This window comes from Lutimaribacter degradans (assembly GCF_023703375.1).
Classification (GTDB): domain Bacteria; phylum Pseudomonadota; class Alphaproteobacteria; order Rhodobacterales; family Rhodobacteraceae; genus Lutimaribacter; species Lutimaribacter degradans.
Genome location: NZ_JAMQGO010000001.1, coordinates 109,294 through 136,282, shown reverse-complemented (window position 1 = coordinate 136,282; position 26,989 = coordinate 109,294). Strand labels below are relative to the sequence as shown.

General features: G+C 64.3%; 25 protein-coding genes. 11 read left to right on the top strand and 14 right to left on the bottom strand.

The genetic code is table 11. The features are described from left to right. Positions 1-34 precede the first annotated feature (34 nt). The 4 genes from M8744_RS00680 (at position 35) to ptsP (ending at position 8,563) form a co-directional block, all read left to right on the top strand. Positions 35-2,689: a hypothetical protein gene (locus M8744_RS00680; protein WP_251407854.1), complete on the top strand. Its 2,655-nt coding sequence runs from the start codon at positions 35-37 to the stop codon at positions 2,687-2,689. Positions 2,690-2,926: 237 nt separating this feature from the next. Continuing rightward, positions 2,927-4,828, top strand: coding sequence for a monovalent cation:proton antiporter-2 (CPA2) family protein (locus M8744_RS00675; protein ID WP_251407851.1), 1,902 nt, complete (start codon positions 2,927-2,929; stop codon positions 4,826-4,828). Positions 4,829-4,913: 85 nt separating this feature from the next. Continuing rightward, positions 4,914-6,149, top strand: a complete 1,236-nt coding sequence (locus M8744_RS00670; protein ID WP_251407848.1) for an aspartate kinase — start codon at positions 4,914-4,916, stop codon at positions 6,147-6,149. A 170-nt stretch (positions 6,150-6,319) separates the two neighbouring features. Continuing rightward, positions 6,320-8,563 carry a phosphoenolpyruvate--protein phosphotransferase gene (gene ptsP / locus M8744_RS00665; RefSeq protein WP_251407845.1) on the top strand — a complete coding sequence of 748 codons (2,244 nt, stop codon included), beginning with the start codon at positions 6,320-6,322 and terminating at the stop codon, positions 8,561-8,563. A 141-nt stretch (positions 8,564-8,704) separates the two neighbouring features. On the opposite strand, the gene M8744_RS00660 is transcribed toward ptsP, so the two are convergent. Beyond that, the gene (locus tag M8744_RS00660; protein ID WP_251407842.1) at positions 8,705-9,472 is read right to left on the bottom strand and encodes an EcsC family protein; all 768 of its coding nucleotides are present in this window, start codon (positions 9,470-9,472) and stop codon (positions 8,705-8,707) included. Positions 9,473-9,519: 47 nt separating this feature from the next. Beyond that, a complete protein-coding gene (locus M8744_RS00655) occupies positions 9,520-10,005 on the bottom strand; it encodes a GNAT family N-acetyltransferase (RefSeq protein WP_251407839.1) in 486 nt (161 codons plus the stop codon). 81 nt (positions 10,006-10,086) lie between these two features. On the opposite strand from M8744_RS00655, the gene M8744_RS00650 reads away from it, so the two are divergent. The 4 genes from M8744_RS00650 to M8744_RS00635 all read left to right on the top strand — a co-directional run bounded on the left by M8744_RS00650 (position 10,087) and on the right by M8744_RS00635 (position 12,967). Then, positions 10,087-10,692 carry a flavin reductase family protein gene (locus M8744_RS00650; protein ID WP_251407836.1) on the top strand — a complete coding sequence of 202 codons (606 nt, stop codon included), beginning with the start codon at positions 10,087-10,089 and terminating at the stop codon, positions 10,690-10,692. 99 nt (positions 10,693-10,791) lie between these two features. Continuing rightward, a complete protein-coding gene (locus M8744_RS00645) occupies positions 10,792-11,667 on the top strand; it encodes an S-methyl-5'-thioadenosine phosphorylase (protein ID WP_251407833.1) in 876 nt (291 codons plus the stop codon). A gap of 20 nt (positions 11,668-11,687) precedes the next feature. Then, positions 11,688-12,341 (top strand): DUF2927 domain-containing protein, encoded by a 654-nt coding sequence (locus tag M8744_RS00640; RefSeq protein ID WP_251407830.1) that lies wholly within the window; start codon positions 11,688-11,690, stop codon positions 12,339-12,341. Next, positions 12,341-12,967, top strand: coding sequence for a LysE family translocator (locus M8744_RS00635; protein WP_251407827.1), 627 nt, complete (start codon positions 12,341-12,343; stop codon positions 12,965-12,967). Before M8744_RS00640 ends, M8744_RS00635 begins: the two co-directional genes overlap by 1 nt. A gap of 4 nt (positions 12,968-12,971) precedes the next feature. Here the strand turns inward: M8744_RS00635 and M8744_RS00630 are convergent, their stop codons facing one another. Next, on the bottom strand, positions 12,972-13,151 hold the full coding sequence (locus tag M8744_RS00630; protein ID WP_251407824.1) for a hypothetical protein: 180 nt from the start codon (positions 13,149-13,151) through the stop codon (positions 12,972-12,974). A 275-nt stretch (positions 13,152-13,426) separates the two neighbouring features. Here M8744_RS00630 and M8744_RS00625 point away from each other — a divergent pair, with 275 nt between their 5' ends. After that, positions 13,427-13,966, top strand: a complete 540-nt coding sequence (locus M8744_RS00625; protein ID WP_251407821.1) for an adenine phosphoribosyltransferase — start codon at positions 13,427-13,429, stop codon at positions 13,964-13,966. Here M8744_RS00625 and M8744_RS00620 read toward each other — a convergent pair. The 11 genes from M8744_RS00620 to coxB form a co-directional block, all read right to left on the bottom strand. Beyond that, positions 13,963-15,381, bottom strand: coding sequence for an FAD-binding oxidoreductase (locus tag M8744_RS00620; RefSeq protein WP_251407818.1), 1,419 nt, complete (start codon positions 15,379-15,381; stop codon positions 13,963-13,965). The two genes, M8744_RS00625 and M8744_RS00620, sit on opposite strands and share 4 nt — an antisense overlap. Positions 15,382-15,508: 127 nt before the next feature. After that, on the bottom strand, positions 15,509-16,336 hold the full coding sequence (locus M8744_RS00615; protein WP_251407815.1) for an MBL fold metallo-hydrolase: 828 nt from the start codon (positions 16,334-16,336) through the stop codon (positions 15,509-15,511). A gap of 146 nt (positions 16,337-16,482) precedes the next feature. Then, positions 16,483-17,067 (bottom strand): GNAT family N-acetyltransferase, encoded by a 585-nt coding sequence (locus M8744_RS00610; protein ID WP_251407812.1) that lies wholly within the window; start codon positions 17,065-17,067, stop codon positions 16,483-16,485. Next, a complete protein-coding gene (locus tag M8744_RS00605) occupies positions 17,067-18,329 on the bottom strand; it encodes a M16 family metallopeptidase (protein ID WP_251407809.1) in 1,263 nt (420 codons plus the stop codon). The genes M8744_RS00610 and M8744_RS00605 overlap by 1 nt, the downstream gene beginning before the upstream one ends. Beyond that, positions 18,326-19,714: a threonine synthase gene (gene thrC, locus M8744_RS00600; protein WP_251407806.1), complete on the bottom strand. Its 1,389-nt coding sequence runs from the start codon at positions 19,712-19,714 to the stop codon at positions 18,326-18,328. The genes M8744_RS00605 and thrC overlap by 4 nt, the downstream gene beginning before the upstream one ends. Further along, positions 19,714-20,400 (bottom strand): SURF1 family protein, encoded by a 687-nt coding sequence (locus tag M8744_RS00595; RefSeq protein WP_251407803.1) that lies wholly within the window; start codon positions 20,398-20,400, stop codon positions 19,714-19,716. The genes thrC and M8744_RS00595 overlap by 1 nt, the downstream gene beginning before the upstream one ends. 107 nt (positions 20,401-20,507) lie before the next feature. Further along, on the bottom strand, positions 20,508-21,308 hold the full coding sequence (locus M8744_RS00590; RefSeq protein WP_251407800.1) for a cytochrome c oxidase subunit 3: 801 nt from the start codon (positions 21,306-21,308) through the stop codon (positions 20,508-20,510). A 23-nt stretch (positions 21,309-21,331) separates the two neighbouring features. After that, positions 21,332-21,907 carry a cytochrome c oxidase assembly protein gene (locus M8744_RS00585; protein WP_251407797.1) on the bottom strand — a complete coding sequence of 192 codons (576 nt, stop codon included), beginning with the start codon at positions 21,905-21,907 and terminating at the stop codon, positions 21,332-21,334. 3 nt (positions 21,908-21,910) lie between these two features. Beyond that, positions 21,911-22,075 (bottom strand): cytochrome c oxidase system small membrane protein, encoded by a 165-nt coding sequence (locus M8744_RS00580; protein WP_251407794.1) that lies wholly within the window; start codon positions 22,073-22,075, stop codon positions 21,911-21,913. Positions 22,076-22,078: 3 nt separating this feature from the next. Next, on the bottom strand, positions 22,079-23,017 hold the full coding sequence (gene cyoE / locus M8744_RS00575; RefSeq protein WP_251407792.1) for a heme o synthase: 939 nt from the start codon (positions 23,015-23,017) through the stop codon (positions 22,079-22,081). Between the two features lie 65 nt (positions 23,018-23,082). Beyond that, on the bottom strand, positions 23,083-23,925 hold the full coding sequence (coxB, locus tag M8744_RS00570; RefSeq protein WP_251407789.1) for a cytochrome c oxidase subunit II: 843 nt from the start codon (positions 23,923-23,925) through the stop codon (positions 23,083-23,085). Positions 23,926-24,255: 330 nt separating this feature from the next. Here coxB and tldD point away from each other — a divergent pair, with 330 nt between their 5' ends. Further along, positions 24,256-25,677: a metalloprotease TldD gene (tldD, locus tag M8744_RS00565; protein ID WP_251407785.1), complete on the top strand. Its 1,422-nt coding sequence runs from the start codon at positions 24,256-24,258 to the stop codon at positions 25,675-25,677. Between the two features lie 93 nt (positions 25,678-25,770). Further along, positions 25,771-26,931: a DNA-processing protein DprA gene (dprA, locus tag M8744_RS00560; protein ID WP_251407781.1), complete on the top strand. Its 1,161-nt coding sequence runs from the start codon at positions 25,771-25,773 to the stop codon at positions 26,929-26,931. Positions 26,932-26,989 lie beyond the last annotated feature (58 nt).

Here is a 26,989-nt window from a genome sequence, read left to right as displayed (position 1 = left end):
CCCCAAAACTGCAAGGGATGATAAACGCGCGGCGATGAAACCGAATTTCGCCCTCATTCTCTCGTTCAACGGCATCCGCCTGCTGCATCGCGCGCCGGCGGGTTGGCTGGTTGCGGGGGACGTGGCGCTGGATGTGCCCGACCTGGGCGCGGCGCTGGAACGTCTGCGCAAGACAGCGCATGCGCTCGAGCCCGAGGGGCTGCGCACCAAGCTGGTGATTCCCAATGAGCAGATTCGCTTTCTGACGATCGACACCGGCGATGTCGACGATGAGGAGCTGCCCGCGCGCGTGGCCGCCGCGCTGGACGGTGCGACGCCCTATGCCGTGAGCGAACTGTCGTATGACTGGGTGCGCGACGGCACGCAGACCCACGTTGCCGCGGTTGCCCAGGAAACCCTGGACGAGGCCGAGGCTTTCGCACTCGAACACGCGTTCCGCCCTGTCAGCTTTGTCGCCATTCCCGAAAGCGGCACGTTCTCCGGCGAACCCTTCTTCGGCGTGGCGCCCTCCTCGGCGTCATGGCTTTCGGCAACAGACAGCCTGTCGCGCGACATGCAGCCGATCCACGTGATCGGAACCGTCGAATCGCAAGGGCCCGACAAGGCAATGGCAGAAGTGGAAGCGCCTGCCAGTCGGGAAATGGACGCAACCAGGGATACCTCGGCGGACGGGGCGCAAACGCCCGCGGCGACCGCGTCAGGCGACACCGAACAGCCTGAAGTTCCGGCGCCGGATGATCGGGCAGGCAAAGCGGCAGATGACACACAGCCGCCCCCGTCAACCGATGCGCCGGAGGCCGAGACGCCTGCCGATGAGCCGCCCACCCAAGCGGATGAATTACTTGAATCCGATGCACCGCGCGTCAACACGGGTTCCACAGGTGACGGCGAGGCGGCCCCCTCGGCGGATGCCAGCCCGGACGTGAGCGGCGCCCCCGACGATGCCGATGACGCGCCCGATGCTCTTGCCGCGCCCTCTGACACGCCGCCTGCACCGCCGGCCTTTGCCTCGATCCGGGCCGCTCGCGACGTTCCGCCGGCGCCACCCAAGGTTGGCACCACGGCCCCGGTGATCGACATCGACGACCAGGGCGAGCCGGCAAGGGCCCCGGCCGTGACCGGAAACCCCTCGGGTGCAGTTCCCGAAGACCGTGCGCCTTCCCCGCCCCGGGCGCGGCAGGGCAAATCGGTCGGTGCCGGGTTTGGCTCGTTCCTGTCGCGCCGCGACCGTGGCCCGCGGCAGGCGCCCAAGCCACCGGCGCCGAGCCCGGCCAAGCTTGACCCGGCACCGACAACACCGCTCGCAGAAGGTGAGAGCATCAGCCCGGTGCTTGCGCAGCCGGCCATCGGCCCCGACCCCGAGGCCGAACGCCAGCGCATGACGATATTCGGGGCGCGCAAACCGGCCAAACCCGCCCGCAGCACGCAAAAGGTTGGCGGCAAACCGCGTTACCTGGGCCTGGTATTGACGGCGATCTTGCTGTTGTTCCTGGCGGGTGTCGCGGCCTGGGCCTCGATCTTTTCCGAGGATAGCCGGTTGTCGCGCTTGTTCGGCGCGCCTGTGGCCGAGATGGAAACCGCGCTCGGCCCGGAAGACCTTGAACCTGAGGGGGACACCGCGCCGCTCGATCCGGCAATGGTCGAGGGCGACGAGGCCGCAGGCGAGGACGTGGCCGCGCTCGGGCCCGATATTCTGTCCGACGACCTATCCTCGGACTTGCCGCAGGCGCTGCCGGACCCGGCGGTGCCGGACGACCTGACCCCCGAAGAGGCCGCCGTACGCTATGCGGCCACCGGCATCTGGCTCATGGCGCCGAAACAACCGGAAACGCCGGGCTTCAGTCAGTTGGACGATGTCTACACCGCGTCCATCGACCCGGACGTGAACATGGGCGATGCCGTGGCCCTGCCCCCGCTGTCGGCCCTGCAAAGCGACCAGGCGCCAGAGGAACAGGCCTCGCCCGTGGCGCGGGGCACCGCGTTCGACATGGATGACCGCGGGCTTGTGCGTGCCACCCCGGAGGGCGCTTTGACGCCCGATGGCGTGGTGGTTATCGCCGGCCGCCCGCCAATTCTGCCACCAAGCCTGCCGCAGCGTGTCGATACGGCGCCCGCGCTGGCCGCCGCCGAACAGGCACGGCTGGCCGCTTTCCGGCCCCGCGCCCGCCCGGACGACCTGGTGCAGCAGAACGAGCGAAGCAACCTGGGCGGCCTGACCCGTGCCGAACTGGGCGAAATACGCCCGCGCCTGCGCCCCGAGGTCGAGAAGGCCGAGGAAGAAACAGACGAAACCGCAACCGCGCAGGCGGTGGCGCAATCGCTGAAACCGCGCCCCCGCCCGGGCAATTTCGAACGGGTCGTGCGCCGCACGGAACAAGATCAACCCGAACCAGTGCAGACAGCCGCCGCCGTGGCGCCGCGCACGGTGGCGCCCCCGGTACCATCCACGGCAGATGTCTCGCGCGCGGCAACCGTGCGCAACGCGATGCGCATGAACCGAGTGAACCTGATCGGCGTCTATGGCAAACCGTCAAGTCGCCGCGCCCTGATCAGGCTGTCCAACGGACGCTACCAGAAGGTTCAGGTAGGCGATCGGCTGGATGGCGGCCGCGTGCAGGCCATCGGCGAAAGCGAGCTGCGCTATACCAAGGGCGGCCGCTCGGTCACGCTGACGATGCCAAGGGGTTGACCGGCACGGATGGCCCGCCAGATCGCAGCAGAAGGGTCGCCCTGCCTGACAGGCGGGCAACACCACCTGATTGCAGCGCACCATCATTGATTTCATAATGGTTTCGCGGTCGATACGCAGTATGAAGGCACCGCGCCGCATCTGTCGCCGCGCCATTTAGGCTGCCCCGCCAAGGGCCTTCGCCTTGTCCGCAACCCTGTTCCCGGCCCGACGTGCCACCCCGAAGGAGTCAGCATAGTGCAAGAGTTTCTGTTCCAGGCCTCGATTTACCTGATGGCGGCGGTCATCGCCGTGCCGCTGGCGGCGCGGCTGGGGCTTGGATCGGTCCTGGGCTACCTGATGGCTGGCATCGTGATCGGCCCGATTCTGGGCTTGATCGGACAGGACAACCAGGACGTACAGCATTTCGCCGAGTTCGGCGTGGTGATGATGCTGTTCATCATCGGGCTTGAACTTGAGCCGCGCACGCTGTGGGACATGCGCAACCGGCTGATCGGGCTGGGCGGGCTGCAAATCACGCTGACCACCCTGGCGGTGATGGCCGGCGCGATGGCGTTGGGGTTCTACTGGTCCGTGGCGCTGGCCATTGGGATGACCGTGGCGCTGTCGTCAACCGCGATCGTATTGCAAACCCTGTCGGAAAAGGGCCTCGTCCAGACCGTCGGCGGGCGCGCCACCTTTTCGGTTCTACTGACACAGGATATCGCGGTTATCCCGATGCTGGCGGTATTGCCGCTGCTGGCGATACCCTCGGCACCGCAGCTGTCGCCGCAGGGCAACGTGATGCGGTCGAGCGAACTCGAGAATGCCGGCGACGCGCATCACCAGGCGATGAGCCTGGTCGAAGGGCTGCCCGGCTGGGGCGTGACGCTGGTCACGCTGGGTGTGGTTGCCGCCATCATACTGGCGGGCATTTACCTGACGCGCCCGATCTTTGCCTTCATCCATCATGCCCGCCTGCGCGAGATGTATACCGCGCTGGCATTGCTGATCGTCCTGGGCATCGCCTTCTTGATGCAGATGGTGGGCCTGTCGCCGGCACTTGGTGCATTCCTGGCCGGGGTGGTTCTGGCCAACAGCGAGTTCCGCCACGAGTTGGAAAGCGATATCGAACCCTTCAAGGGGCTTTTGCTGGGTCTGTTTTTCATCACCGTGGGCGCCGGCATCAATTTCCGCGTGCTTTGGACAGCCCCCCTGACCCTGATCGGGCTGACACTGGGGCTGATCCTGGTGAAAGGCGTGATCCTTTACGGGTTGGGCCGCGTGTTCAAGCTGAAGGGGCGCGATCAGTGGCTGTTTACGCTCGGGCTGGCGCAGGCAGGCGAATTCGGCTTCGTTCTGCTGTCGTTCTCGGTGCAACAATCGGTCCTGCCGCGCGATCTTGCAGATCGGCTGCTGCTGATCGTGGCGCTGTCGATGCTGATCACCCCGCTGCTGTTCATCATTTACGAATGGCTGTCCAGGCACATGGCAGACGAGCACCCCACCCGCTCGGCCGACGAGATCGACGAGACAGGCCCGGTGATCATCGCCGGTATCGGACGGTTCGGGCAGATCGTGAACCGGCTTGTGCAATCCTCGGGGTACAAGACGGTCGTGCTGGATCATGACATGGAAACCATACAGCTTATGCGCAAATTCGGCTTCAAGGGCTTTTTCGGCGATCCGACCCGCCCCGAGCTGCTTCATGCGGCGGGCCTGGCGCAAGCGCGGGTTCTGGTGGCGGGGCTGGATGATCCAACGGCCACCAACCAGTTGGTGGCCTATGCGCGGCGCGAACGGCCCGACCTGCACATCGTCGCCCGCGCGCATGACCGCAACCACGTGTTCGAGCTGTATCAGGCGGGAGCCAACGACATCGTGCGCGAGATGTTCGACAGCAGCCTGCGTGCAGGCCGCTACGTGCTGGAGCAGGTGGGCCTGACCGAATACGAGGCCGCCGAGGCCGAGCGCCTGTTCTACCGCCATGACCGCGAAAGCGTGCGCGAACTGGCCAAGCTGTGGCGAAAGGATATTCCCGCCTCACAGAACGAGGCATATGTCGCCCGAGCCCGTGAACTGGAGAAAGACCTGGAGGCCGCATTGAGCCAGTTGGAGGTTGCCCGCGATTCAGCCCGCGATGAAGGGCATGACGCCTGATCGCGCCCGTCGCGCCGTGCGAGATACCTTGCCCTTTGGCCCAACTGCGCCTAAACCCCGCGAAACCTGATCGACGGGAGAAGACATGCCCATTCTCGTTATGAAATTCGGCGGAACGTCCGTCGCAACGCTTGATCGCATCAAGCGCGCGGCCAAGCGCGTGGGCGTCGAAGTGGCCAAGGGATATGACGTGATCGTCATCGTCTCGGCCATGGCGGGGGAAACGAACAAGCTGGTGGGCTTTGTCGGCGAAACTTCGCCACTTTATGACGCACGCGAATACGACGCCATCGTCAGCTCGGGCGAGAATGTGACCGCCGGCCTGATGGCGCTGACCTTGCAGGAAATGGACGTGCCCGCACGCAGTTGGCAGGGCTGGCAGGTGCCGGTGAGCACCAACAGCGCCCACTCCGCTGCCAGGATCGAGGAAATCCCCACCGACAACATTTCCTCGAAATTCGCCGAGGGCATGCGCGTGGCCGTGGTTGCAGGATTCCAGGGTGTCAGCCCCGAAGGCCGTATCACCACGCTGGGACGAGGCGGCAGCGACACCACGGCAGTTGCTTTTGCCGCGGCGTTCGGCGCCGAACGCTGCGACATCTACACCGATGTCGACGGGGTCTATACGACCGATCCGCGCGTCAGCAACAAGGCCCGAAAACTTGAAAAGATCGCGTTCGAGGAAATGTTGGAACTGGCCAGCCTGGGCGCCAAGGTACTGCAAACCCGCTCAGTCGAATTGGCGATGCGCTATAACGTCAAGCTGCGCGTGCTGAGCAGTTTCGAGGAACAATCAGACGAGGCGGGCACGCTCGTTTGCGATGAGGAGGAAGTGATGGAAAACCGCCCCGTATCTGGTATCGCCTACAGCCGCGACGAGGCCAAGATGACCCTGGTCAGCGTTGCCGACCGCCCCGGTATCGCCGCGTCCATTTTCGGCCCGCTGGCCGAGGCCGGCGTGAACGTGGACATGATCATCCAGAACATCGCCGAGGAAGGTCGCACCGACATGACCTTTTCGTGCCCGATAGACCAGGTGAAACGCGCCGAAAAGGCCCTGAGCGAAGCCAAGGCCCGGGGAGAGATAAACTATCACGACCTGGTCGCCGATACCGAGGTCGCCAAGGTCAGCGCCGTTGGCATCGGGATGCGCAGCCAATCGGGCGTGGCGGCCAAGATGTTCCAGACGCTGCGCGACGAAGGCATCAACATCAAGGTGATCGCCACCTCGGAAATCAAGATTTCTGTCCTGATCGACCGCAAGTACATGGAACTGGCCGTGCAAGCCCTGCACGACGCGTTCGAGCTGGAAAAAGCCTGACCATCCGCGCCGCGCAGGCCGCTAGCCGGCGAACCTGCGCGGAAAAAGGGCATGTTGCCGCCACAATGCAACCCACCCGTCAAGAAACCCGTTCAAATTCCGCGCGTCCTGTGCTCTAAAAGGGCGGTCGGGAAAAACCGGCCAACACTCTGGGGGACAGCGGCGCGACAATGCCCGAGCAAACGGAAACCGAAAGCCGCAAACTGCTGCGCCGGTTGCGCGACACCATGGCCGAAGAGGCCGCGGGACAAGAGCGGCTGGACAAGATCACCCATCTGATCGCGGATTCGATGGGCACCGAGGTGTGCTCGGTCTACCTGTTTCGCGACGAAGAAACGCTGGAACTCTGCGCGACCGAGGGGCTGAACCCGCAGGCGGTTCACGAAACCCGGATGCGCCTTGGCGAGGGGCTGGTCGGCCGTGTCGCGCGCACCGGCAAGATCATCAACTCGGCCGATGCCCCAAAGGAAAAGGGCTTTCGCTACATGCCGGAAACGGGCGAAGAGATCTATTCTTCGTTCCTCGGAATCCCGGTGCAGCGACTGGGCGAGAAGCTGGGCGTGCTGGTTGTGCAATCGAAAGAGGCACGGCTGTTCTCCTCGGACGAGGTCTATGCCCTCGAAGTCGTGGCGATGGTGCTGGCCGAAATGACCGAGCTGGGCGTTTTTGTCGGCGAAGGCGCGGCGCTCAAGGCGCGCCACCAGCAGGCCGTGATGTTCCGAGGCACGACCGGCCAGGAAGGCGCGGCGCAAGGGCATGTCTGGCTGCACGAGCCACGCGTGGTGATCACGAACCCCGTTGCCGAAGACCCTGAAAAGGAACTGACCCGCCTGCGCGAGGCGGTCGACGACCTGCGGGTGCGCGTCGATGAAATGCTGGCCGGGGCTCCCAGCGGGGACAAGGAACAGATGGAGGTGCTGGAAGCCTACCGGATGTTCGCCAATTCCAAGGGCTGGTTGCGCCGCATGGAAGAGGATATCGGCCGGGGCCTTTCAGCCGAGGCGGCCGTGGAAAAGGAACAATCCACCGCCCGCGCTCGGATGGCCGTGATTTCCGACCCCTACCTGCGCGGGCGCCTGCACGACCTGGATGACCTTTCCAACCGGCTGCTGCGTATCCTGACCGGCCAGGGCGCGCAGACTGGCGCGGAAATGCCCCCCGACCCGATCCTGATCGCGCGCAATATCGGCCCTGCCGAACTACTGGATTATGGCCGCAGCCTGAAAGGTATCGTCCTGGAAGAGGGATCGGTCGGCAGCCATGCCGCCATCGTGGCGCGTGCCCTGGCGATTCCGCTGGTCATTCACGCCGAGCGCATCACCACCGAGGCGCTGAACGGCGATCACATCATGGTCGATGGCGACCAGGGCGTGGTGCACCTGCGCCCCGACGAAACCGTGGTGGCGGCCTTTCGCGACAAGATCGCGATGCAGGCCAAGGCGCAGGAACGCTATGCCTCGATCCGCGACAAGCCGGCCACCACGCTGTGCGGCAAGACGATCAGCCTGCAAATGAACGCCGGGCTCATGGCCGACCTGCCCAGCCTTGACGGATCGGGTGCCGAGGGCGTCGGCCTGTTTCGCACCGAGTTGCAATTCCTGGTGCGCAACCAGATGCCGCGCCGTAGCGAACTGGCGGCCCTGTATTCCCGCGTTCTCGAAGCCGCGAATGGCAAGCGCGTCGTCTTTCGCACGCTCGATATCGGGTCGGACAAGGTCTTGCCCTACATGAAACCAAATGACGAGCCGAACCCCGCGCTGGGGTGGCGCGCGATCCGGGTCGGGCTCGACAAGCCCGGCGTGTTGCGGATGCAGCTTCAGGCGTTGTTGCGTGCGGCCAACGGACGACCGCTGTCGGTCATGTTCCCTTTCGTTGCGCAGTACGAGGAGTTCACCGCCGCCCGCGCCGAGATGGACAAGGCCTTGGCGCGCGAGCGCATACTGGGCCACGCCATCCCCGAGCATATCGAGGTTGGCGCCATGCTGGAAACGCCCAGCCTGGCCTTCGCCCCCGACAAGTTCTTTGAAATGGTCGACTTCCTGTCGATCGGGGGCAATGACCTGAAACAGTTCTTCTTTGCCGCCGACCGCGAGAACGAGCGCGTGCGCCGCCGCTATGACTCGCTGAACGTGTCGTTCCTGACCTTCCTGGAACAGATCGTGGCGCGCTGCGCGGCCTCGAACACCGCGCTCAGTTTCTGTGGCGAAGATGCTGGCCGCCCGGTTGAGGCAGCCTGCCTTGCAGCCATCGGCATGCCCACCCTGTCGATGCGCCCCGCGTCCATCGGGCCGGTTAAAAGCGTGCTGCGCCGGGTCAACCTCGATGCATTGCGCGGGGTGATCCATGACGCGCGCGACCGTGGTGACATGTCGGTGCGCGGCGCGGTGATGGAGCATCTGCGCAACGGGGGCTGATGCGCATGCCTAAAGGGGCTGCAACTGACGCGGTGATGGCAGAATAGCCCGCCCGTGCGGGTCGGGTGTGGGCCGAAACAGCCAAGCAGCCATTCGCGCGCTGCGTCGGCCGACGGCAGGGCCGCTTTCGCAACACGGGGCTTACTTGCGCGTCACCGCGGGGCGTACGCGCTGGCGCAGGTCCGCCAGCAGCTCGGGATGCGGGCGGTCAGCCTCGATCGCAAGGCGGCGCAGGCGGAAATGCACGTGGGCCATTTCCTGGTAATAGCTGGTATAGGCATAATTTGTCGCCGCACCGGCCACCGCGCCAAGCAATGGCACGGTTTGCGCGGCCAGTTTCTGCCCCAAAACCGTAGCCAACCGCGGCGCCACACGCGCAATCAACCCGTTCAGCGTGGCACCGGTCAGGGTCAGGCGCGTGCCGATAAAGGCCAGGTCGCTTCCGTCATCCTCGTCCAGCGGCCCGGCGCTGGCCAGCACGCGGATGCAATCGAACTGCACGTTCTCGGCCCCCGGATCGAAACCGTGTTCAGCCGCAACGCCCTGGATCGCACGCAACAGCACCGTGACCGTTACCGGCAGTTCGGCCATGGCCGAGGGCAGCCCGCCGAAACCACCAGCCGCCCCCATCGTCGTGGTAACAGCCGTGTTCAGCCAACCCGGCTGATCGGCCACCACCCCGCGCGAACTGTGCGCCGCGCGCATGGCCACCCGCAGCGCGCGCTCGGTCGTGCCGTCCAGGTTGTCGCGCACGCCTTTTGGCAGCCGGTCCAGCAGGCTTTCGGCCTGCCCGCCGATAAGGTTCAAAACCTGTATACCCACACCGCCCGCCGCGGCATAGCGCCGGGCAAGGGCGCGCATTTCCGCGTCCAGGTCGATGGGTGTCTGTTCGATGACTTCGATATCCATGGGTTCCCCGTGCTACCCTGCATAGATTGGCCATGCGGGCGCCAGGTTCAAGTCGGACGTGTCACACGGCCGGTCACGCCCTTCCATGCGCCATCGCACAGGGCACGGCCAAGCACCCGGTCGGGGTTGGTGGGTGGTGGCATTTCGACCCCGTCGAGCCGCACGAATCCGAACCGGGCGTAATAGGGCGCATCGCCAACCAGCATCACCCTGTCCCAGCCCAGCGCCTGCGCGCGCTCCAGGCTGTCGCGGATCAGCAAGCCGCCAAGCCCTTCGCCCTGCCGCGTCGGGTGAACCGCCACGGGCCCCAGCAGCAAGGCGCGACGCCCGCCCACCAGAACCGGCCAGAACCTGATGGCGCCGGCCAGAACACCGTCCGCATCGCGCGCGACCAATGACAGTTCGGGCACAGGCGGCACACCATCGCGCAAACGATAGCTCGACAACGCCTCGCGGCCGGGCGCAAAACACAGGTCGTAAAGCGCCTCGACCTCCCACCAGTCGTCATCGTGTTCCTGCGCCAGTTCGACCACCGCGCCCACCCCCTGAATTCGCTGGAAAGGCCCCTAGCATGGCGCTAGGTCTGGCACAAACACGAGCACGAGGGGACAGGAATGTTTTATCAACCAAAAGACGGCCACGGCTTGCCACACAACCCTTTCAACGCCATCGTCACGCCCCGGCCCATCGGCTGGATCTCGTCGCGCGGGCAGGACGGGGTCGACAATCTTGCACCCTATTCCTTTTTCAACGCCACCGCCTACGTGCCGCCACAGGTCATGTTTTCGTCAACCGGGGCCAAGGATGACCGCCCCGGTACCAAGGACAGCGTGACCAATATCCGCGAAACCGGCGTGTTCTGCGTGAACATCGTGGAATACGCGATGCGCGACGCGATGAACGCCTCAAGCGCGACCATCCCGGCCGACCAATCCGAATTCGACCATGCCGGCCTGAATCGCGTAGAGTGCGAAACCATCGCCTGCGCCCGCGTGGACGGCGTGCCCGCTGCGCTGGAATGTGAAATGGTCGACATCGTGCAACTGCGGGGGGCCGCGAATTTCCTGGTGCTGGGCGAGGTCACGGGCGTTTACATGCGCGACGATTGCCTGAAAGACGGAATGTTCGATGTCACCAGTTTTCAGCCGCTGACCCGGCTGGGCTATCGCGACTATTCGGTGATCACCGATCTGTTCACCCTTGCGCGCCCAGACGACTGATCGCCGCACCATCGGGCGTCATCGCTCGCCTCGCCCCTTGCGCGGCGGCGCGGGACGTTCGAACATGTGCCACAGGCGCAGCACAAGGGGCATGATAGAATGACGGAACGCATGGTCGCCATCATCGGCGGGTCGGGCCTGTATGAGATCGACGGGCTGGAAGGGGTCGAGTGGGTCACCGTGAAAACGCCCTGGGGGACCCCCTCGGATGCCATATTGACGGGCACGCTGCTGGGGTTGCGACTGGCCTTTCTGCCGCGCCATGGTAGGGGTCATGTGCTTGACCCGTCCTCGGTTCCTTATCGCGCCAATATCGACGCGCTCAAACGGCTGGGGGCGACAGATGTGATCAGCATGTCTGCCTGCGGTTCGTTCCGCGATGAAATGGCGCCGGGCGATTTCGTGATTGTCGATCAGTTCATTGACCGCACGTTCGCGCGCGACAAATCGTTTTTTGGCCCCGGCTGCGTGGCGCATGTCAGCCTGGCCCACCCCACCTGCCGCACGCTGGCCACCACCGTAGCCGACGCGGCCGAGGCGGCAGGCGCGCGCGTGCATCGCGGGGGCACCTACCTGGCGATGGAAGGGCCGCAGTTTTCCACCCTTGCCGAATCCAACATGTATCGCGACCACTGGGGCGCCGACGTGATCGGCATGACCAACATGCCCGAGGCCAAACTGGCCCGCGAGGCCGAGCTTTGCTATGCCTCGGTCGCGATGGTCACCGATTACGATTGCTGGCACCCTGATCACGATGCGGTCGCGGTTTCCGATATCATCCGAACGCTATCGGGCAATGCGGGGAAAGCCCGCCAGACCATCACCCAACTGCCCGAGCGGCTGGCCCCTGGCCGCCCACCCTGCCCGCATGGCTGCGACCGGGCGCTGGATACCGCCATGATCACCGCCCCGGACAAGCGCGACCGCGCCTTGCTGGCGCGGCTTGACGCGGTGGCGGGCCGGGTTCTGTCGTGATCCGGGCTGTGGCGCTAATCATGCTGATGCATGCGTTGCCGGCGCAGGCCACCGAATTCGTGCAGACCGAGGGCCGGCTGAACGACGACGATTTCTATCGCCTCGTCGCCTGCGGCGCCGCCCCGGACAGGCCCTGCACAAAGCCCGAGCTGCGCTGGCAAACCCGCTCGCCCCTGCGCGTAGCACTGACGCGGATCGACCGCGCGTTCCTGGGTGGCAAGCAGATGCGCGCCCGCGCGGCGCTGATCCGGGCGCTGCAATATCTAAACGATGCGGGCGCCGGTTTTCGCCTGGTGCAGACCGATGAGCCCGAGATTGCCGATATCCGTATCTACCTGCTGGATACCGATGGCAGCGCACCGATCGAGAACAGCGGGATCGAGGGCATCGACGGCGCCACCATTCGCGGCGCCACCGTGCGCATCTGGTGGGATACAGAAACCCGCCACATCACCCGCGCGACGATCGTGTTTTCCACCAACCTTCCCATCGCCCAGTACGAATCTGCCATGCTGGAGGAAGTCACGCAGGCCCTTGGCTTCATGACCGATATCCGCAATTCTGCCTATGATGGGCTGTCGATCTTTTCCGAAGACAGAAACGCCAGCAAACAGCTCGGCCCACAGGATATCATGGTCCTGCGCCGCCACTACCCGCCACGAGGACGCCCCTGATGCCGCTCGATCTTTGGCTTGCCTTCGTTGCCGCCGCGACCGCGTTGTTGCTGATTCCCGGCCCCACGGTCCTGTTGGTGCTCAGTTACGCGCTCAGCCAGGGGCGCAGCGTGGCGGTGGCCAGTGCAACGGGCGTAGCCCTGGGCGATTTCCTTGCGATGAGCGCATCACTGGCCGGGCTGGGGGCGCTGATACTGGCCTCGGCCACGATGTTTACCGTGCTGAAATGGGTCGGCGCGGCTTACCTTGTCTGGATGGGCTGGCATTTGCTGCGCAGCGCGTCGGGCAAGGGGCTTGGCGTGCAGGACACTGCGCCGGTGGCTTCTGGCGTGGTGTTCCGGCAAACCGCGATTGTCACCGCGCTCAACCCCAAATCCATCGCCTTCTTCATCGCCTTCGTGCCGCAATTCGTCGATCCGGGCGCACCGCTGATTCCGCAATTCGGCATCCTGATCGCTACCTTTGTCGCCCTGGCTGCGATCAACGCGCTGGCCTATGCCTTGGCCGCCGACCGGCTGAGGCGGGTGATAGCACGCCCCCGCGTGGTGACATGGCTGACCCGCATGGGCGGGGTGGCGCTGATCGGCATGGGGGTTTTGACCGCCAGCCTGCGGCGCGTGGCCTGACCTTTCAACCGTTCTTTTTCAGGAATTTTCGGATGAAACCGCGGATCTCCCGCGCGGCCGAGGTATCCATTTCCTTGCACAGCTCGACGAAAGCATCGCGTTCGGCCTTGTCCAGCCGCAAGATCAGCTGGCTGTCCTTGTTCTTGGCCTTCTTGGTGTCTTTGTCGGTTTTCCTGGCGCTCACATCCATGCCTCATCTGAAAATGTATATTAAAGGTATATACATAATATATGCGCTGCCAATGTCAGGAATAGCCATTCGTGCCGAGAAAGAAAAGACAAAACAACACCGGTCCAAGCACCCGCCTTCATGGCTCGTAGCCTGATGAAAGGGAAAACAGACCGGCAGTCATGCCGGCCCGCCTGCCCTTGCGGCACCGTGCGTCCGCGCGGCCATGCCCCCTTGCACCAGCCACGGGGATGCGCCAAACCGGACGGCGCGCAACACCGGGGAAGGCCATGAATACGCAAAAAACCGTTAAGGATTACATCCGCACCATCGTCGATTTCCCGCATGAGGGAATCCTGTTTCGCGATGTCACCACGCTTTTTGCCGACCCGCGCGGGTTTCGCATGGCCGTCGACCAGATGCTGCACCCCTATGCCGGCCAGCGTATCGACAAGGTCGTGGGGCTTGAAGCGCGGGGCTTTATCCTGGGCGGTGCGGTGGCACATCAACTGGGCTGCGGCTTCGTGCCGGTGCGCAAAAAGGGCAAGCTGCCCGGCGCCGTGATCTCCGAGGAATATACGCTTGAATATGGCGAGGCTGTCGTGGAACTGCACGACGATGCCATCACCGCCGGCGAGACCGTGCTGCTGGTCGATGACCTGCTGGCCACGGGCGGCACCGCCGAAGCCGGGATCAAGCTGATCGAGCGACTAGGCGGCCAGATCATCGGCTGCGCCTTCGTGATCGACCTGCCCGACCTGGGCGGGCGCGAACGGATCGAGGCATTGGGCATGGACGTGCATGCGCTTTGCGCGTTCGAGGGGCTTTAATCCGCCGCCCGCAGAACCGCGCCGGGGTTCAGGATGCCACGCGGGTCGAACTGCGCCTTGATCCCCCGCATGATCTCCAGCTTGACGGGGTCGCCATAGCGTTCCAGGTCGTCCACTTTCAAACGCCCAATCCCGTGCTCGGCACTGACCGAACCGCCCATTGCGTTCACCAGGTCATGCACGCATGTTTTTATTTCATCGCGCAGGTTCTGAAACTCGTTCTTGCTGCGCCCCTTGGGCGGAAACACGTTGTAATGCAGGTTACCGTCGCCCAGGTGACCAAAGCAATTGATGCGAAACGTGCCCAACCGCCCCAGCGCCGGGCCGCCCTTTTCAATGAACTCCGCCACACGTCCCATCGGCAAGCTGATATCGTGGCTTGAAATCGAGCCCACGCGCCGGTTCGCCTCGGGTATCTGCTCGCGCAGCTCCCACATCTCGTGTCGCTGCGCCTGTGATTGTGCGATCACACCATCGCTGACCAACCCGCGTTCGAACGCGTCGGCGAAAAGCGCCTCCAACGCTTCGGCCGGGTCCAGCCCCGCGGCCAGGCCAACATCGACAAGGACAAACCATTCGGGCGGTGCGCCAAAGGGCTGACGGATGTCGGGCAACGTCTCGGCCAGGAAATCCAGCCCCATCCGGTGCATCAATTCGAACGCGCTGATGCCCTCTCCCATCCGGTCCCGTGCCAGTGCCAGCAGCGATAGCGCGGCCGCGGGGCTTTCGACCACCATCAATGCCGTGCCCTCGCCCGCCGGCCTTGGCGCCAGCTTCAGGCTTGCCGCGGTGATCACGCCCAGCGTGCCCTCCGACCCGATCATCAGGTTGCGCAGGTCATAGCCGGTGTTGTCCTTGCGCAGCCTGCTCAGGCCGTTCCATATCCGCCCGTCGGCCAGCACGACCTCCAGCCCCAGGCACAGGTCACGCGCATTGCCGTAGCGCAACACGTTCACGCCCCCGGCATTCGTGGCCAGCAAGCCGCCAATCCGGGCCGAGCCCTTGGACGCGATCGACAGCGGATAAAGACGATCGACCGCTTCGGCCGCCGTGTGCACATCCTGCAGGATGGTGCCGGCCTCGACCTCGATCACGTTTTCCTCGGGGTGCACCGCGCGGATCTTTGTCATCCGCTCCAGCGATAGCAGCACGGGCACCGGGCCCGCCTGGGCCACCTGCCCGCCGACCAAACCGGTGCCGCCGCCATAAGGCACCACGGCCACCCCGGCATCGTTACAGGCGCGCAGCACCATTGACACCTCGTCAACCGAGGCTGGCGCGACAACCGCCCCGGCCTGGCCGGGCCAACGTCCACGCGGCTCTTCCAGGTATCGTGGTTCGACCGCGCGCACCGTGCGATCAGGCAACAGCCCGCGCAAATGATCGATGAATCCGGTGTCAGCGTCTTTCAGCATCGTCACTCCCTCGCTTGGGCCGCCAGATAGGCACAGCACCGGAAGGACGACAAGCCCACCAGCTTCATCTAGCCAGATAAACGCGGGCGACGTCACTAGGCGCGCGGCGGCAATGCCCCGGCAACACTCAATCCGCCGATGCGCGCAGGTAGTTGGGGCGCAACACCACCACCGTTGGGCGCGAAGGCAAGTCACGCAACGAAACCGTCAGCGAATGTGCGCCGTCATTGACGATGTCGAAATCGCCCGCCATTCCCTCAAGGAACGCTTGGAGGGTGAAATCCTGGAACCAGTGCATCGGGATCACGACCGAGGACTTCAGCCTTTTGAGCACCTTCAGCATGGTGGGCAAATCCAGCGTCATGCCGCCATCAACCGCCGCCATCACCACGTCGAGCCGGCCTAGCGCGGCATACTGTGCCTCTTCGGGTTCGTGGTGCAGATGGCCCAGATGCCCGATGCACAGCCCCTCGACCTCGAAAACGAAAATCGAATTTCCCCTTTCCTCGACCCCGCCGAAACTGCGGATATCCGTGGGCACGTTGCGGATATACATCTCGCCCAGGTCCAGCCGATGCTCGACCCCCTGCCCGAGTTCATCGCCCCAGCCCCGCAGCACATGCGGGATCGCGGGGTCGGGGTTGGCCGTCCAATGCGTGGAATGGGCATGGTTCATCGTCACCACGTCGGGGGTCAGGTCAACATTGCCGATGAAGCCAGTGTAATCGGTCACCACGTTCAGCCCACCCGGCGTCTGGATCAGGAACGAGGCATGGGCGATATAGGTGATCCGGCTCGAGAAATCCGGCACCGGATCGGCAAAGCTGGCCTTGTGCAGGTATTCGATGCCGGGGGCTGCGTCGGCAATTGCGATACAATGCGACATGCGCCGATCCTGCGCCGCGGCACCATGTGCGGTTACGGCCAGGACAAGGGCCAGGAAAATTCGGATCATCGGCATACCTCCCTTTCGTGGAGAAAGGATAGTCCGATTCCCGCCACGGGCGAGGATCACAGCCGCGTGATCGGGGGCTTGGCACCCGCGCCGGCCTAAAAATCAGGCGGGACGCCCCGGCGCTGACAGTTGTGCCTGCACCAAGATCAGCCGATATCGGTTCGTCCTCGCCGGTCGGCCCGCAGCGCGGAATAGAGCACATGCGTCCGCCAGCGACCGTCGATCTGCAAATAGGATTGGGCCACGCCCTCGTATTTGAAGCCGCATTTTTCCAGCACCCCGCGCGAGGCGGTGTTCTCGGGCAGGCAGGCAGCTTCGATCCGGCTCAATCCCATGTGGTGGAACGCGTGGTGAACCGTGGCCTCGATCGCTTCGCGCATGTAGCCGTTCCGCGCAAAAGCCTCGCCTATCCAATAGCCCAATGTCCCGGCCTGCGCGGGCCCGCGCCGGATGTTGTCCAGCGTGATAGCGCCCAAAAGCGCCTGGTCGTCGCGCCGGACCAGGAACAAGGGCAAGGCCGAACCGCTGGCGATTGCCCGCTGCGCCCAGTAAACCCGGTTGGTAAAGCCTTTGCGCGTCAGATGGTCCTCGGCCCATGTGGGTTCCCACCGGGCCAGGAAATCCCTGCTTTCGCGGCGCAAGCTCGTCCAGTCGCGGAAATCGCCATGCTGTGGGGCACGCAGGGTCATGCGCTCGGTCTCGATCCGCACTTTCCTGCGTGTAAACAGCATCAGGCCGCCCGTCGCGCCGCCAGCGCATCCCAGTCGGGCGCCTGGCCCACGGGGCCGTAAAGGGCCACGGCCATGGGCGCGGTGCTGGCCATGTGGCCCGCCATGGCGCGCAAATCGGGCAAGGTGACCGCGTCGATATGCGCCACCACCTCGGCTAGGTCGGGCACGCGGCCCCGTATCTGGATCATGCGCGCCATCCGCTCGGCGCGGGCCGACGGGCTTTCCAACCCCATCAGCAGACCGGCTTTCATCTGGGCGCGGGCACGCTCCAGTTCGGCCTCGCTCAGGCTGTCGGCGGCGCGCTTCATCTCGTCCAGGGTCAGATTGACCAGCGCCGGAAGATCATCGCCCGACGTGCCGGCATAGACCGTCATCATCCCCGAATCCGAATAGGCCCCGGCATGCGCGAAAATGGTGTAGCACAGGCCACGCTTTTCACGGATCTCCTGGAACAGGCGGCTCGACATGCCGCCTCCCAGGGCCGAGCCCAGGATCTGCGCGGTGTAGATGCCCGGATCGGTCACTGCCGGCGCCTCGAATGCCAGCGCAAGATGGGCCTGCTCCAGCGTCTTTTCCACGCGCAGATCGCCGCCGTCGAAATGGGCGGGCAGCGCCTGCGGCGCCCCGCGCGGCGCGAGGTCACCAAAGGTGGCCCGCGCAAGATCAACGATCTGGTCGTGATCCACGTCACCGGCAGCCGACAACACCATGTTGCCCGGCCCGTAATGCTCGGTCACGAAACCGGCCAGGTCTTCGCGGGAAAAACCGCGCACGCGTTCGGCCGGGCCCAGGATGGACCGGCCCAAGGGCTGTTCGGGATAGGCGCGTTCCTGCAACCAGTCGAAAATGATGTCGTCGGGCGTATCGAGCGCCTGGCCGATCTCTTGCAAGATCACGCCGCGCTCCATCTCGATCTCGCGCGGGTCCAGCGCGGAGTTGCGCAGGATATCGGCGATCACATCCAAGGCCAGCGGCACATCCGCCCCCAGAACACGGGCGTAATAGGCCGTCGCCTCGCGCGAGGTATAGGCATTGATGTAGCCGCCCACATCCTCGATCGCCTCGGCGATCTGCAACGCGCTGCGCGTTTCGGTGCCCTTGAACGCCATGTGTTCCAGGAAATGCGCGATGCCGTTCTGCTCGGGGCGTTCGTTGCGGGCACCGGTCAGCACCCAGACACCGATGGCCGCCGATTGCAGGCCGGGTATCCGTTCGGTCACGACGCGAAAGCCGTTGGGCAGGGTTTCGATCTGGACACTCACTTGGACAAACGCTCCTTTATCAGGGTTTCGATAGCCGCCAGGTCATTGGCCACGGGTGTCACGCGCTCGTCCCGCTCGTAAAGGTCGGCCATGCGCGGGGGCAATGGCGGGCGAATCCCGGCCGCCTCTTCCACCGCGTCGGGAAATTTCGCGGGATGCGCCGTGGCCAGCGTGATCATCGGCACGTCGGGGCGAATGTGCTCTTCGGCCACCTTCACGCCAACGGCGGTGTGCGGGCACAGCAATTCGCCTGTGGTGGCGCGCAAACGCTTGATCGTGGCGCGGGTTTCATCCTCGTCGCAGCGGCCGCTTTCGAAATGCGCGCGCAGCGTTTCAAGCGCCCCCTGGCTGACGTGGAACCCTCCCGACTTCAACTCGTCCATCAACTGGGCCACCGCACCGCCCTCACGCCCGTAGGCATCGAACAAGGCGCGTTCGAAATTGCTGCTGACCTGGATATCCATAGAGGGGCTGATCGAGGGGATCACCCCGTCGGGCGTGTAATCGCCCGCACTGAGGCAGCGGTGTAGAATGTCGTTCTGGTTGGTGGCCACCACCAGCCGGTCGATGGGCAGGCCCATGCGCTTGGCAATATAGCCCGCGAAAATATCACCGAAATTCCCCGTGGGCACGGTGAATGACACCTTGCGATGCGGCGCGCCAAGCGCCACCGCCGAGGTGAAGTAATATACAACCTGCGCCAGCACCCGCGCCCAGTTGATCGAGTTCACCCCGGCCAGCCGCACGCCATCGCGAAATTCGAAATCGTTGAACATGTCTTTCACGCGGGCCTGCGCGTCGTCGAAATGGCCGTCGATGGCCAGCGCGTGCACGTTGGATTCCGACGGGGTGGTCATCTGGCGGCGCTGCACCTCGGACACGCGGCCATGCGGGAAAAGGATGAACACATCAACCGCATCCAGCCCCTTGAATGCCTCGATCGCGGCGCTGCCGGTGTCGCCGCTGGTGGCGCCCACGATCGTCACCCGCTGCCCCGAACGTTTCAACGCCGCCTCGAACAACTGTCCGATCAATTGCATGGCGAAATCCTTGAACGCCAGCGTGGGACCGTGGAACAATTCCAGCAGGAAATGCCCCTGGTCAAGCTGCACCAGCGGCGCGCGGGCGGCGTGGCCGAAACCCGAATACGCGCGGGCGATGATGTCGCGAAACTCGTCATCGGTGAACGTGTCGCCAAGAAAGGGGCGCATCACGCGAAACGCCACCTCTTCATAGCTTTGCCCTGCAAGCGCGACGATATCTTCGGCCGCCATAACCGGCACTTCGGCAGGCACGTAAAGGCCACCGTCGCGCGCAAGGCCCGTCAACATCGCCTCTTCGAATGACAGCTCGGGCGCCTGGCCGCGTGTGGATACGTATTTCATCAACTGTCCGCCTGTGAGGTCGGGCGCCGATTGCGCCACAGGAAAAAGCCGGTCATCGTGGCCCATATGGCGGCCAGCGAAAACCAGGTTATCGCGTATTCAAGATGATCGTTGGGAATACCGCTGCTGTCGAGCGGCAAGGGCGTCACGCCCTGTTCCGCCGGCGAAAGGCTGCGCGCCACCACCAGCAGCGGCCGCGTGTTCAGCACTTGTGCCATCTGGTCGATGTCGCGCGCGAACCAGGTGTTTCCGCTCACGTCGTTTTCGGGGGTCGAGTCGTTGCGATCATCCGGCCAGTGCACGTTTCCGATCACCGTCACCGGGCCACCGGGCACGGGGGGCACATCGTCCGCCACGGGTATGAAGCCGCGATCCAGCAAAACGCGGCCCTGCCCGGTCTCAAGCGCAGAAATCAAACGGTAGCCCGCACCGACCTGTTTCTGGCTGACCAGCACGCGCAAGGGGGCGGCCGCATCCAGGCTTCCGGTGACCTGAACCGGCAAATACCGATCCTGCGTCGGGTCGGGCGTGTCGGGCAGCGCCACGGGGTCGGCGGCGATCCGCGCCTCGATATCGGCCAGAACACCCTGTTTCCACGCCAGGCGGTCCATCTGCCAGACGCCCAGCCAGACCAGCACGGCGACACCGGCCAGACCGAAAATCAGCGGAACAAGGATACGCTGCATTGCAGGGTCTTTCACGCAGGGCTTGGAAAGGAACAAGGCGCGCCATCACCGGCGCGCCTTGCTTTTGTCGGTTTACGCGGTGGATTTCAACCGCAAAGGCGCTGGCCTTAGCCGCCCCATACATAGACGGCTGCAAACAGGAACAGCCACACCACGTCAACGAAGTGCCAGTACCAGGCCGCGGCCTCGAAGCCGACGTGCTTTTCCGGTGTGAAATGCCCGCGCATCAGGCGCAGAAGGCATACAAACAGGAAGATGGTGCCGATGATCACGTGGAAGCCGTGAAAGCCGGTGGCCATGAAGAAGTTGGCGCCATAGATGTTGCCACCAAAGCCGAAGGCGGCATGGGTATATTCGTAAGCCTGGAAACCGGTAAAGATCACACCGAGGGCGACACCGATGATCAGGCCCCATTTCACGTCTTCGCGGTTGTTCTCATGTACCAGAGCATGGTGTGCCCAAGTAACCGCCGCGCCCGAGCACAGCAGGATCAGCGTGTTGATCAGCGGAAGGTGCCATGGATCAAAGGTTTCGATGCCCGCAGGCGGCCATTGCCCGTCAACCGCAGGGCTTTGCGGGCTCATCGGGTACATGGCGTGCTTGAAGAAGCTCCAGAACCAGGCGGCAAAGAACATCACCTCGGACATGATGAACAGGATAAAGCCATAGCGAAGCCCGATCTGCACCACCGGCGTGTGGTCGCCCACCTGGCTTTCGGCAACGACGTCGGCCCACCAGCCGAACATGACGTAAAGCACGCCGACAAAGCCGATCAGGAACACCCAAGGCCCGCTGTCATGCATCCAAATGACACCGCCGAACAGCATAACAAACGCTGCAACGGATCCAAGAAACGGCCACAGGGATGGGGCCAGAATGTGGTAATCATGGTTCTTTTCGTGCGCCATCGCGTTTCCCTCGTTGGCTTTTCTTAGTTAACGGTTTTGTCCTTGCCCGTAGCACGCGTGGCCTGCTCTTCGGGAAGGTCGATTTCATGGAACGTGTAGCCCAGCGTGATGCGGTGCACGTATTTCGCGTCGCGGTCATCGACGATTTCGGGATCTACATAGAAGGTGACCGGCATTTCAACCCGCTCGCCTGGTTGCAGTATCTGCTGTTCAAAACAAAAACAGTCGATCTTGGTAAAGAACCCGCCTGCTTCGTAGGGGGCCACGTTGTAGCTGGCGCTGCCTGCCACGGGCCGGTCGGTGGGGTTGTACGCCTCGTAGAAGGCCAGCCCCGTTTCGCCGATGCGAATATCCATCTCGCGCTGCAGCGGCTTGAACTCCCACGGCATGCCACGCTCTTTCGAGGCGTCGAAACGGATCTTGATGGTCTGGTCCAGGATCACGTCCGACCCCGCTTCCGCGACATCCGTTACCCCGCCGAACCCGGTCACGCGACAGAACCAGTCGTAAAACGGCACCGAGGCCCATGCCAGCCCGCCCATCAGGACGACGACCCCGACCGTTTGTGCCAAAGTCTTGGTTTTAGGATCCATTGCCATCAATCAGTTTCCTTCGACCTGGCCACGCGGCGGTTCGAAATCGCCACGGGTCACCTTGACCACCGTCAACCCGAAGACGATGCAAATCAGCGCCACCAGCGTAAGTCCAAGACCGATATTGCGGCCTTTTCGACGGGTGTGCAGTTCGTGTTCCTTGTGAAAGCTCATCGCTTACCAGCCCCCCATGCCCCAGGGGCGCAGTGCCGCCTCGGCCAAGATCGCCCCGAAATGCGCAAAGAGATACAGAAGCGACAGACGGAAAAACTTTTTTTCCACCAAGTATTTATCTAATGCCGCGCTGTCTTCGTCGCGGCGCCAGATGCGCCAAGCACCCAGCACGAACATCGCGTTCAGCACAACGGCCACGGCCATGTAGATCGGGCCGCCAATCGCGGTGACCCCCGCCCCCAGGGCCAGCACGGCCAGCAGCAGCGTGTACACGAAGATATGGGTACGGGTCGTGCGACGCCCATGGGTGACGGTCAGCATCGGCACGCCCGCGTTTTCGTAGTCGGAGTTCATGAAAAGTGCCAGCGCCCAGAAATGCGGCGGCGTCCACATGAAGATCAGCGCGAACATCAACACCGATTCCACCGAAACACCGCCCGTGGCCACGGCCCAACCGATCATCGGAGGAAACGCCCCAGCAGCACCGCCAATCACGATGTTCTGCGGCGTCCAACGCTTGAGCCACATGGTATAGACGACGGCATAGAAAAATATGGTGAAGGCCAGAATCGCCGCGGCGACCCAGTTGGTGGCCAGCCACAGCATCGTCACTGCCAGCCCCGAAAGGGCCACGCCCACGCCCAGCGCCTCGTCGGCCGTGACCTTGCCTGCGGGCACCGGCCGGCGCGCGGTGCGTTTCATCACCGCGTCGATATCAGCATCCCACCACATGTTCAGCGCGCCAGAGGCACCGGCCCCGATGGCGATGAACAGGATCGCGCAGAACGCGATGAACGGATGCACTGCGCCCGGCGCGGCCAATAGGCCAACGGCCGCGGTGAACACGACCAAGGACATCACACGCGGCTTGAGCAGCGCAACGTAGTCGCCAAAGCCAGCCTCGGGCTGGTTCACAGTGCTGTTGATCGTCGCGTCGCTCATCTTTTTCGTGTCCTGTCAGATGGTGCGGCGGCATACGCTGGCGGGCGCATGCCGCTTGGCGTGCGTCAGTCAGCCGAGGCCACCTGGATCGAGGCAGGGGTACCGGCGTATTCCGAGATCGCCCCCTGCAGCCATTCGTCGTACGCCTCCTGGCTCACGACCTTGACGGTGATCGGCATGTAAGCGTGATCCTTGCCGCACAATTCACTGCACTGGCCGAAATACACACCCTCTTTCTCGGCTTCGAACCAAAGCTGCGCGATACGACCGGGCACGGCATCCTGCTTTACGCCGAAGGCCGGGATGGTCCAGCTGTGGATCACGTCGGCGGCGGTCACATCCATCACCACGGTCTTGCCGACGGGCACCACAACGGCCGTATCGGTAGCCAGCAGGTACTCATCTTGGCCATAGCCGTAGTCTTCCAGCTCGTCGCGGGCCAGCATGAAGCTTTCAAAGCCGAATTCATGATCGGTATACTCGTAGCCCCAGAACCACTGGTAACCCGTCACCTTGATATAAACGTCACCCTCGGGGATCTCTTGCTGCTTGAACAGCACCGGCAGCGAAAACGCCCCGATGAAGACAAGAATCACGATCGGGCCGATCGTCCAGGCCACTTCCAGCGGCGAGTTGTGCGTGAAGCTGGCCGGCTTCGGGTTGGCGCGGCCATTGAAGCGGAAGATGATGTACAGCAGCAGGCCGCACACCAGGATGGTGATCGCGGTGATGATCACCAGGATGAGGCCATCCAGCCCCTGCAGATCGCGGGCCAGTTCGGTCGCAGCGGGCTGGAAGCCCATGCCGCCCTGCGTCGGTTTGCCAATGATTTCAAGCGCGTCCTGCGCAAAGGCCGGCGCGGCGCCGAAGGCTGCTGTTGCGGCCAGAAGGCTAGATAAAAGTCGCATGTGTCACCCTGATCGGTTGATCGCTCGTCATTTATGGTCCCCCGTGACTCCGCCCGGCGTTGTATACGGCGGAATCCCGTTCGGTCGGTCGTTGCCAGAAACCACATTCTACCCAATTGGACAACAATTTCGGTTGCGGCAAACGGACGCTTTTTTGACATAGATCAATTGAGCGCCTGCGAACAAGGCGGAAAAACACGTTTTTTGAATGTGTTTTCCGCCGAATCAAGAGGGCTGCACCCCGGAAACGGTGGAAAGCGGGCTGTCCTGCGTCTATATCTCGCGGCACCGGGCGCACCGTGTCCGGGTAGCAGCGAAAGGCCCCACCCCATGGTCCAGAATGAGTTTCGCCCGTTCGACACGATGCTCGACCACGATGCAGCCCTGCGCCAGTTGCAAGAGGCAACCGCCGGCGCCGATGATGGCGAGCTGTTCCTGGAACGCCGCCGCGCCGAGGCGCTGGTGTTCGACGATGGTCGCGTGAAAACCGCCAGCTACGATGCCTCCGAGGGGTTCGGCCTGCGCGCGGTGCGCGGCGAGGTATCTGGCTACGCCCATTCCTCCGAGATTTCGCAGGCCGCGCTGACGCGCGCGGTGGCCACCGCCCGGCTGGCGGTGGGCGATGGCGGCGGCACGATGGCGGCAGGGCCACAGGCAACCAACCGCCACCTTTACACCGATGCTGACCCGATTGCCGGTGTGGAGTTCCCCGTAAAGCTGGAAACGCTGCGCGCCATCGACGCCTTCGCCCGCGACCTTGATCCGCGCGTGGTGCAGGTTTCGGCCACCATTGCCGCGTCGTGCCAGGAAGTCGAGATCTTGCGCCCCGATGGCCAGCGCCTGCGCGACGTCCGCCCGATGACCCGCGTCAATGTCAGCGTCATCGTCGAAGATCAGGGCCGACGCGAACAAGGCACGGCGGGCGGGGGTGGGCGCGTGGCCCTGGACGGGTTGCTGGAGCCGTCAGACTGGCAGGCCAAGGCACAAGAGGCGTTGCGCATTGCGCTGGTCAACCTGTGCGCCGAGCCCGCACCCGCCGGCGTGATGGATGTCGTGCTGGGCCCGGGCTGGCCCGGCATCCTGCTTCACGAGGCCGTGGGCCATGGGTTGGAAGGGGATTTCAACCGCAAGGGCAGTTCGGCTTTCGCGGGGCTTCTGGGTCAAAGGGTGGCCGCGCCCGGCGTGACCGTTCTGGACGACGGCACCATCCCCGACCGGCGCGGCAGCCTCACTTTCGATGACGAGGGCACGCCCAGCGCGCGCAACACGTTGATCGAGGATGGCATATTGGTGGGCTACATGCAGGATCGCCAGAACGCGCGCCTCATGGGCGTCGCCCCGACCGGAAATGGGCGACGAGAAAGCTATGCGCACGCGCCGATGCCGCGCATGACCAATACCTACATGCTGGGCGGCGATGCCGAGCCGGACGATATCGTGGCCGACCTTAAAGACGGCATATACGCCGTTGGCTTTGGTGGCGGGCAGGTCGATATAACCAATGGCAAGTTCGTCTTCTCCTGCACCGAGGCGTACCGCGTGAAGAACGGCAAGATCGGCGCGCCGGTCAAGGGCGCCACGCTGATCGGCGATGGTGCCACGGCACTGCAACAGATCCGCGCCCTGGGCAATGACATGGCGCTTGACCCCGGCATGGGCAATTGCGGCAAGGCCGGGCAATGGGTGCCAGTTGGCGTGGGCCAGCCCACGGTGATGCTCGGCGGGCTGACCGTAGGAGGTTCGGGGGGATAAAGCCTTTGGGCATGCGTGGCGGGCCCGGCCTGGTTTACCGGCCATTAACCAGCCGCACGCTAGAGATGATTCCAGCAAGACGGCGAGGTCGCGATGCCAGAAGAGTTTCATCCTTCCACTCACCCCCCACTCCCACCCACCACGGAAGATGAGAGGGTATCGTGGCTTCGCCTCTTGCGATCACGCAGGGTTGGCCCCTCGACCTTTTACCGGCTGCTTCACGAGCACGGCTCGACAGCCGCCGCGCTTGACGCCTTGCCCGGCGTCGCCCGCGCAGCGGGCGTCGAAAGCTACACACCCTGCCCGCCAGAGGTGGCGCAGGCCGAACTGCGCAAGGCGCGCGGCGCGGATGCACAGATGTTATGCGTGGGCGCAAACGATTATCCTGCCGCGCTTCTCGATCTTCCCGATCCGCCTCCGATCCTCTGGGCGCTTGGCGATACGGGCCTGCTGACGCGCGACCGCATTGCCATGGTCGGCGCCCGCAACGCCTCGTCGCTGGGCACCCGCATGGCGCGCGCGCTGGCGCTTGACCTGGCAAAACAGGGTTTTGTCATCGTTTCGGGGCTGGCCCGCGGAGTCGATACCGCGGCGCATCTGGCCGCCCTCGGTACCGGCACCATCGCCGTGATGGCCGGCGGTGTCGACGTGATTTACCCGGCGGAAAACACGCAGCTTGCCGAAAACATCGCAAGGACCGGCCTGCGCCTGTCGGAACAGCCCATGGGCGTGGCGCCACAGGCGCGGCATTTCCCGCGCCGCAACCGGCTGATCTCGGGGTTGGCGCGCGGCGTCGTGGTGGTCGAGGCCGCGGCGAAATCGGGTAGCCTTATCACGGCACGCGACGCGCTCGACCAGGGGCGCGAGGTGATGGCCGTGCCCGGCCACCCGTTCGATGCGCGCGCCGCCGGCTGCAACATGTTGATCCGCGATGGCGCCACGCTCGTGCGCCGCGCCGAAGACGTGATGGAGGCGCTGCCCGCGCAGAACGCGCCGGCACCACCGCGTGCCCAGCCCGACCGGGCGGGCACGCCAACCATACCCGACCCCGCGCCAGAACGCCGCAGCCTGCAAGAAACCGCCGCGCTGCACAGCCAGATCCTCGACCGTCTTGGCCCCTCGCCACTGGCCGAGGACCAGCTTATCCGCGATCTGCGCGCTCCCGCGCAGGCGGTCGCCCCGGCACTTACCGACCTGGAGCTTGACGGCCGCATCATCCGCCACCCCGGCGGGTTGCTGGCCCGCGCAACCTGACGCCGCGCGCCACCCATTTTTTAGAACATTGCTGAACGCCCGCAACCGCCGCGAGCCC

Bases quoted from the DNA above. Each gene is read 5' to 3' on its own strand.
- tldD (WP_251407785.1), top strand. From the start codon at position 24,256: ATGGTCCAGAATGAGTTTCGCCCGTTCGACACGATGCTCGACCACGAT.
- thrC (WP_251407806.1), bottom strand. From the start codon at position 19,714: ATGAAATACGTATCCACACGCGGCCAGGCGCCCGAGCTGTCATTCGAA.
- M8744_RS00615 (WP_251407815.1), bottom strand. From the start codon at position 16,336: ATGATCCGAATTTTCCTGGCCCTTGTCCTGGCCGTAACCGCACATGGT.
- M8744_RS00585 (WP_251407797.1), bottom strand. From the start codon at position 21,907: ATGGCAATGGATCCTAAAACCAAGACTTTGGCACAAACGGTCGGGGTC.
- ptsP (WP_251407845.1), top strand. From the start codon at position 6,320: ATGCCCGAGCAAACGGAAACCGAAAGCCGCAAACTGCTGCGCCGGTTG.
- M8744_RS00590 (WP_251407800.1), bottom strand. From the start codon at position 21,308: ATGGCGCACGAAAAGAACCATGATTACCACATTCTGGCCCCATCCCTG.
- M8744_RS00610 (WP_251407812.1), bottom strand. From the start codon at position 17,067: ATGCTGTTTACACGCAGGAAAGTGCGGATCGAGACCGAGCGCATGACC.
- M8744_RS00580 (WP_251407794.1), bottom strand. From the start codon at position 22,075: ATGAGCTTTCACAAGGAACACGAACTGCACACCCGTCGAAAAGGCCGC.
- M8744_RS00680 (WP_251407854.1), top strand. From the start codon at position 35: ATGAAACCGAATTTCGCCCTCATTCTCTCGTTCAACGGCATCCGCCTG.
- coxB (WP_251407789.1), bottom strand. From the start codon at position 23,925: ATGCGACTTTTATCTAGCCTTCTGGCCGCAACAGCAGCCTTCGGCGCC.
- M8744_RS00595 (WP_251407803.1), bottom strand. From the start codon at position 20,400: ATGCAGCGTATCCTTGTTCCGCTGATTTTCGGTCTGGCCGGTGTCGCC.
- M8744_RS00670 (WP_251407848.1), top strand. From the start codon at position 4,914: ATGCCCATTCTCGTTATGAAATTCGGCGGAACGTCCGTCGCAACGCTT.
- M8744_RS00660 (WP_251407842.1), bottom strand. From the start codon at position 9,472: ATGGATATCGAAGTCATCGAACAGACACCCATCGACCTGGACGCGGAA.
- M8744_RS00635 (WP_251407827.1), top strand. From the start codon at position 12,341: ATGCCGCTCGATCTTTGGCTTGCCTTCGTTGCCGCCGCGACCGCGTTG.
- M8744_RS00650 (WP_251407836.1), top strand. From the start codon at position 10,087: ATGTTTTATCAACCAAAAGACGGCCACGGCTTGCCACACAACCCTTTC.
- M8744_RS00640 (WP_251407830.1), top strand. From the start codon at position 11,688: ATGCTGATGCATGCGTTGCCGGCGCAGGCCACCGAATTCGTGCAGACC.
- dprA (WP_251407781.1), top strand. From the start codon at position 25,771: ATGCCAGAAGAGTTTCATCCTTCCACTCACCCCCCACTCCCACCCACC.
- M8744_RS00620 (WP_251407818.1), bottom strand. From the start codon at position 15,381: ATGCTGAAAGACGCTGACACCGGATTCATCGATCATTTGCGCGGGCTG.
- cyoE (WP_251407792.1), bottom strand. From the start codon at position 23,017: ATGAGCGACGCGACGATCAACAGCACTGTGAACCAGCCCGAGGCTGGC.
- M8744_RS00645 (WP_251407833.1), top strand. From the start codon at position 10,792: ATGACGGAACGCATGGTCGCCATCATCGGCGGGTCGGGCCTGTATGAG.
- M8744_RS00625 (WP_251407821.1), top strand. From the start codon at position 13,427: ATGAATACGCAAAAAACCGTTAAGGATTACATCCGCACCATCGTCGAT.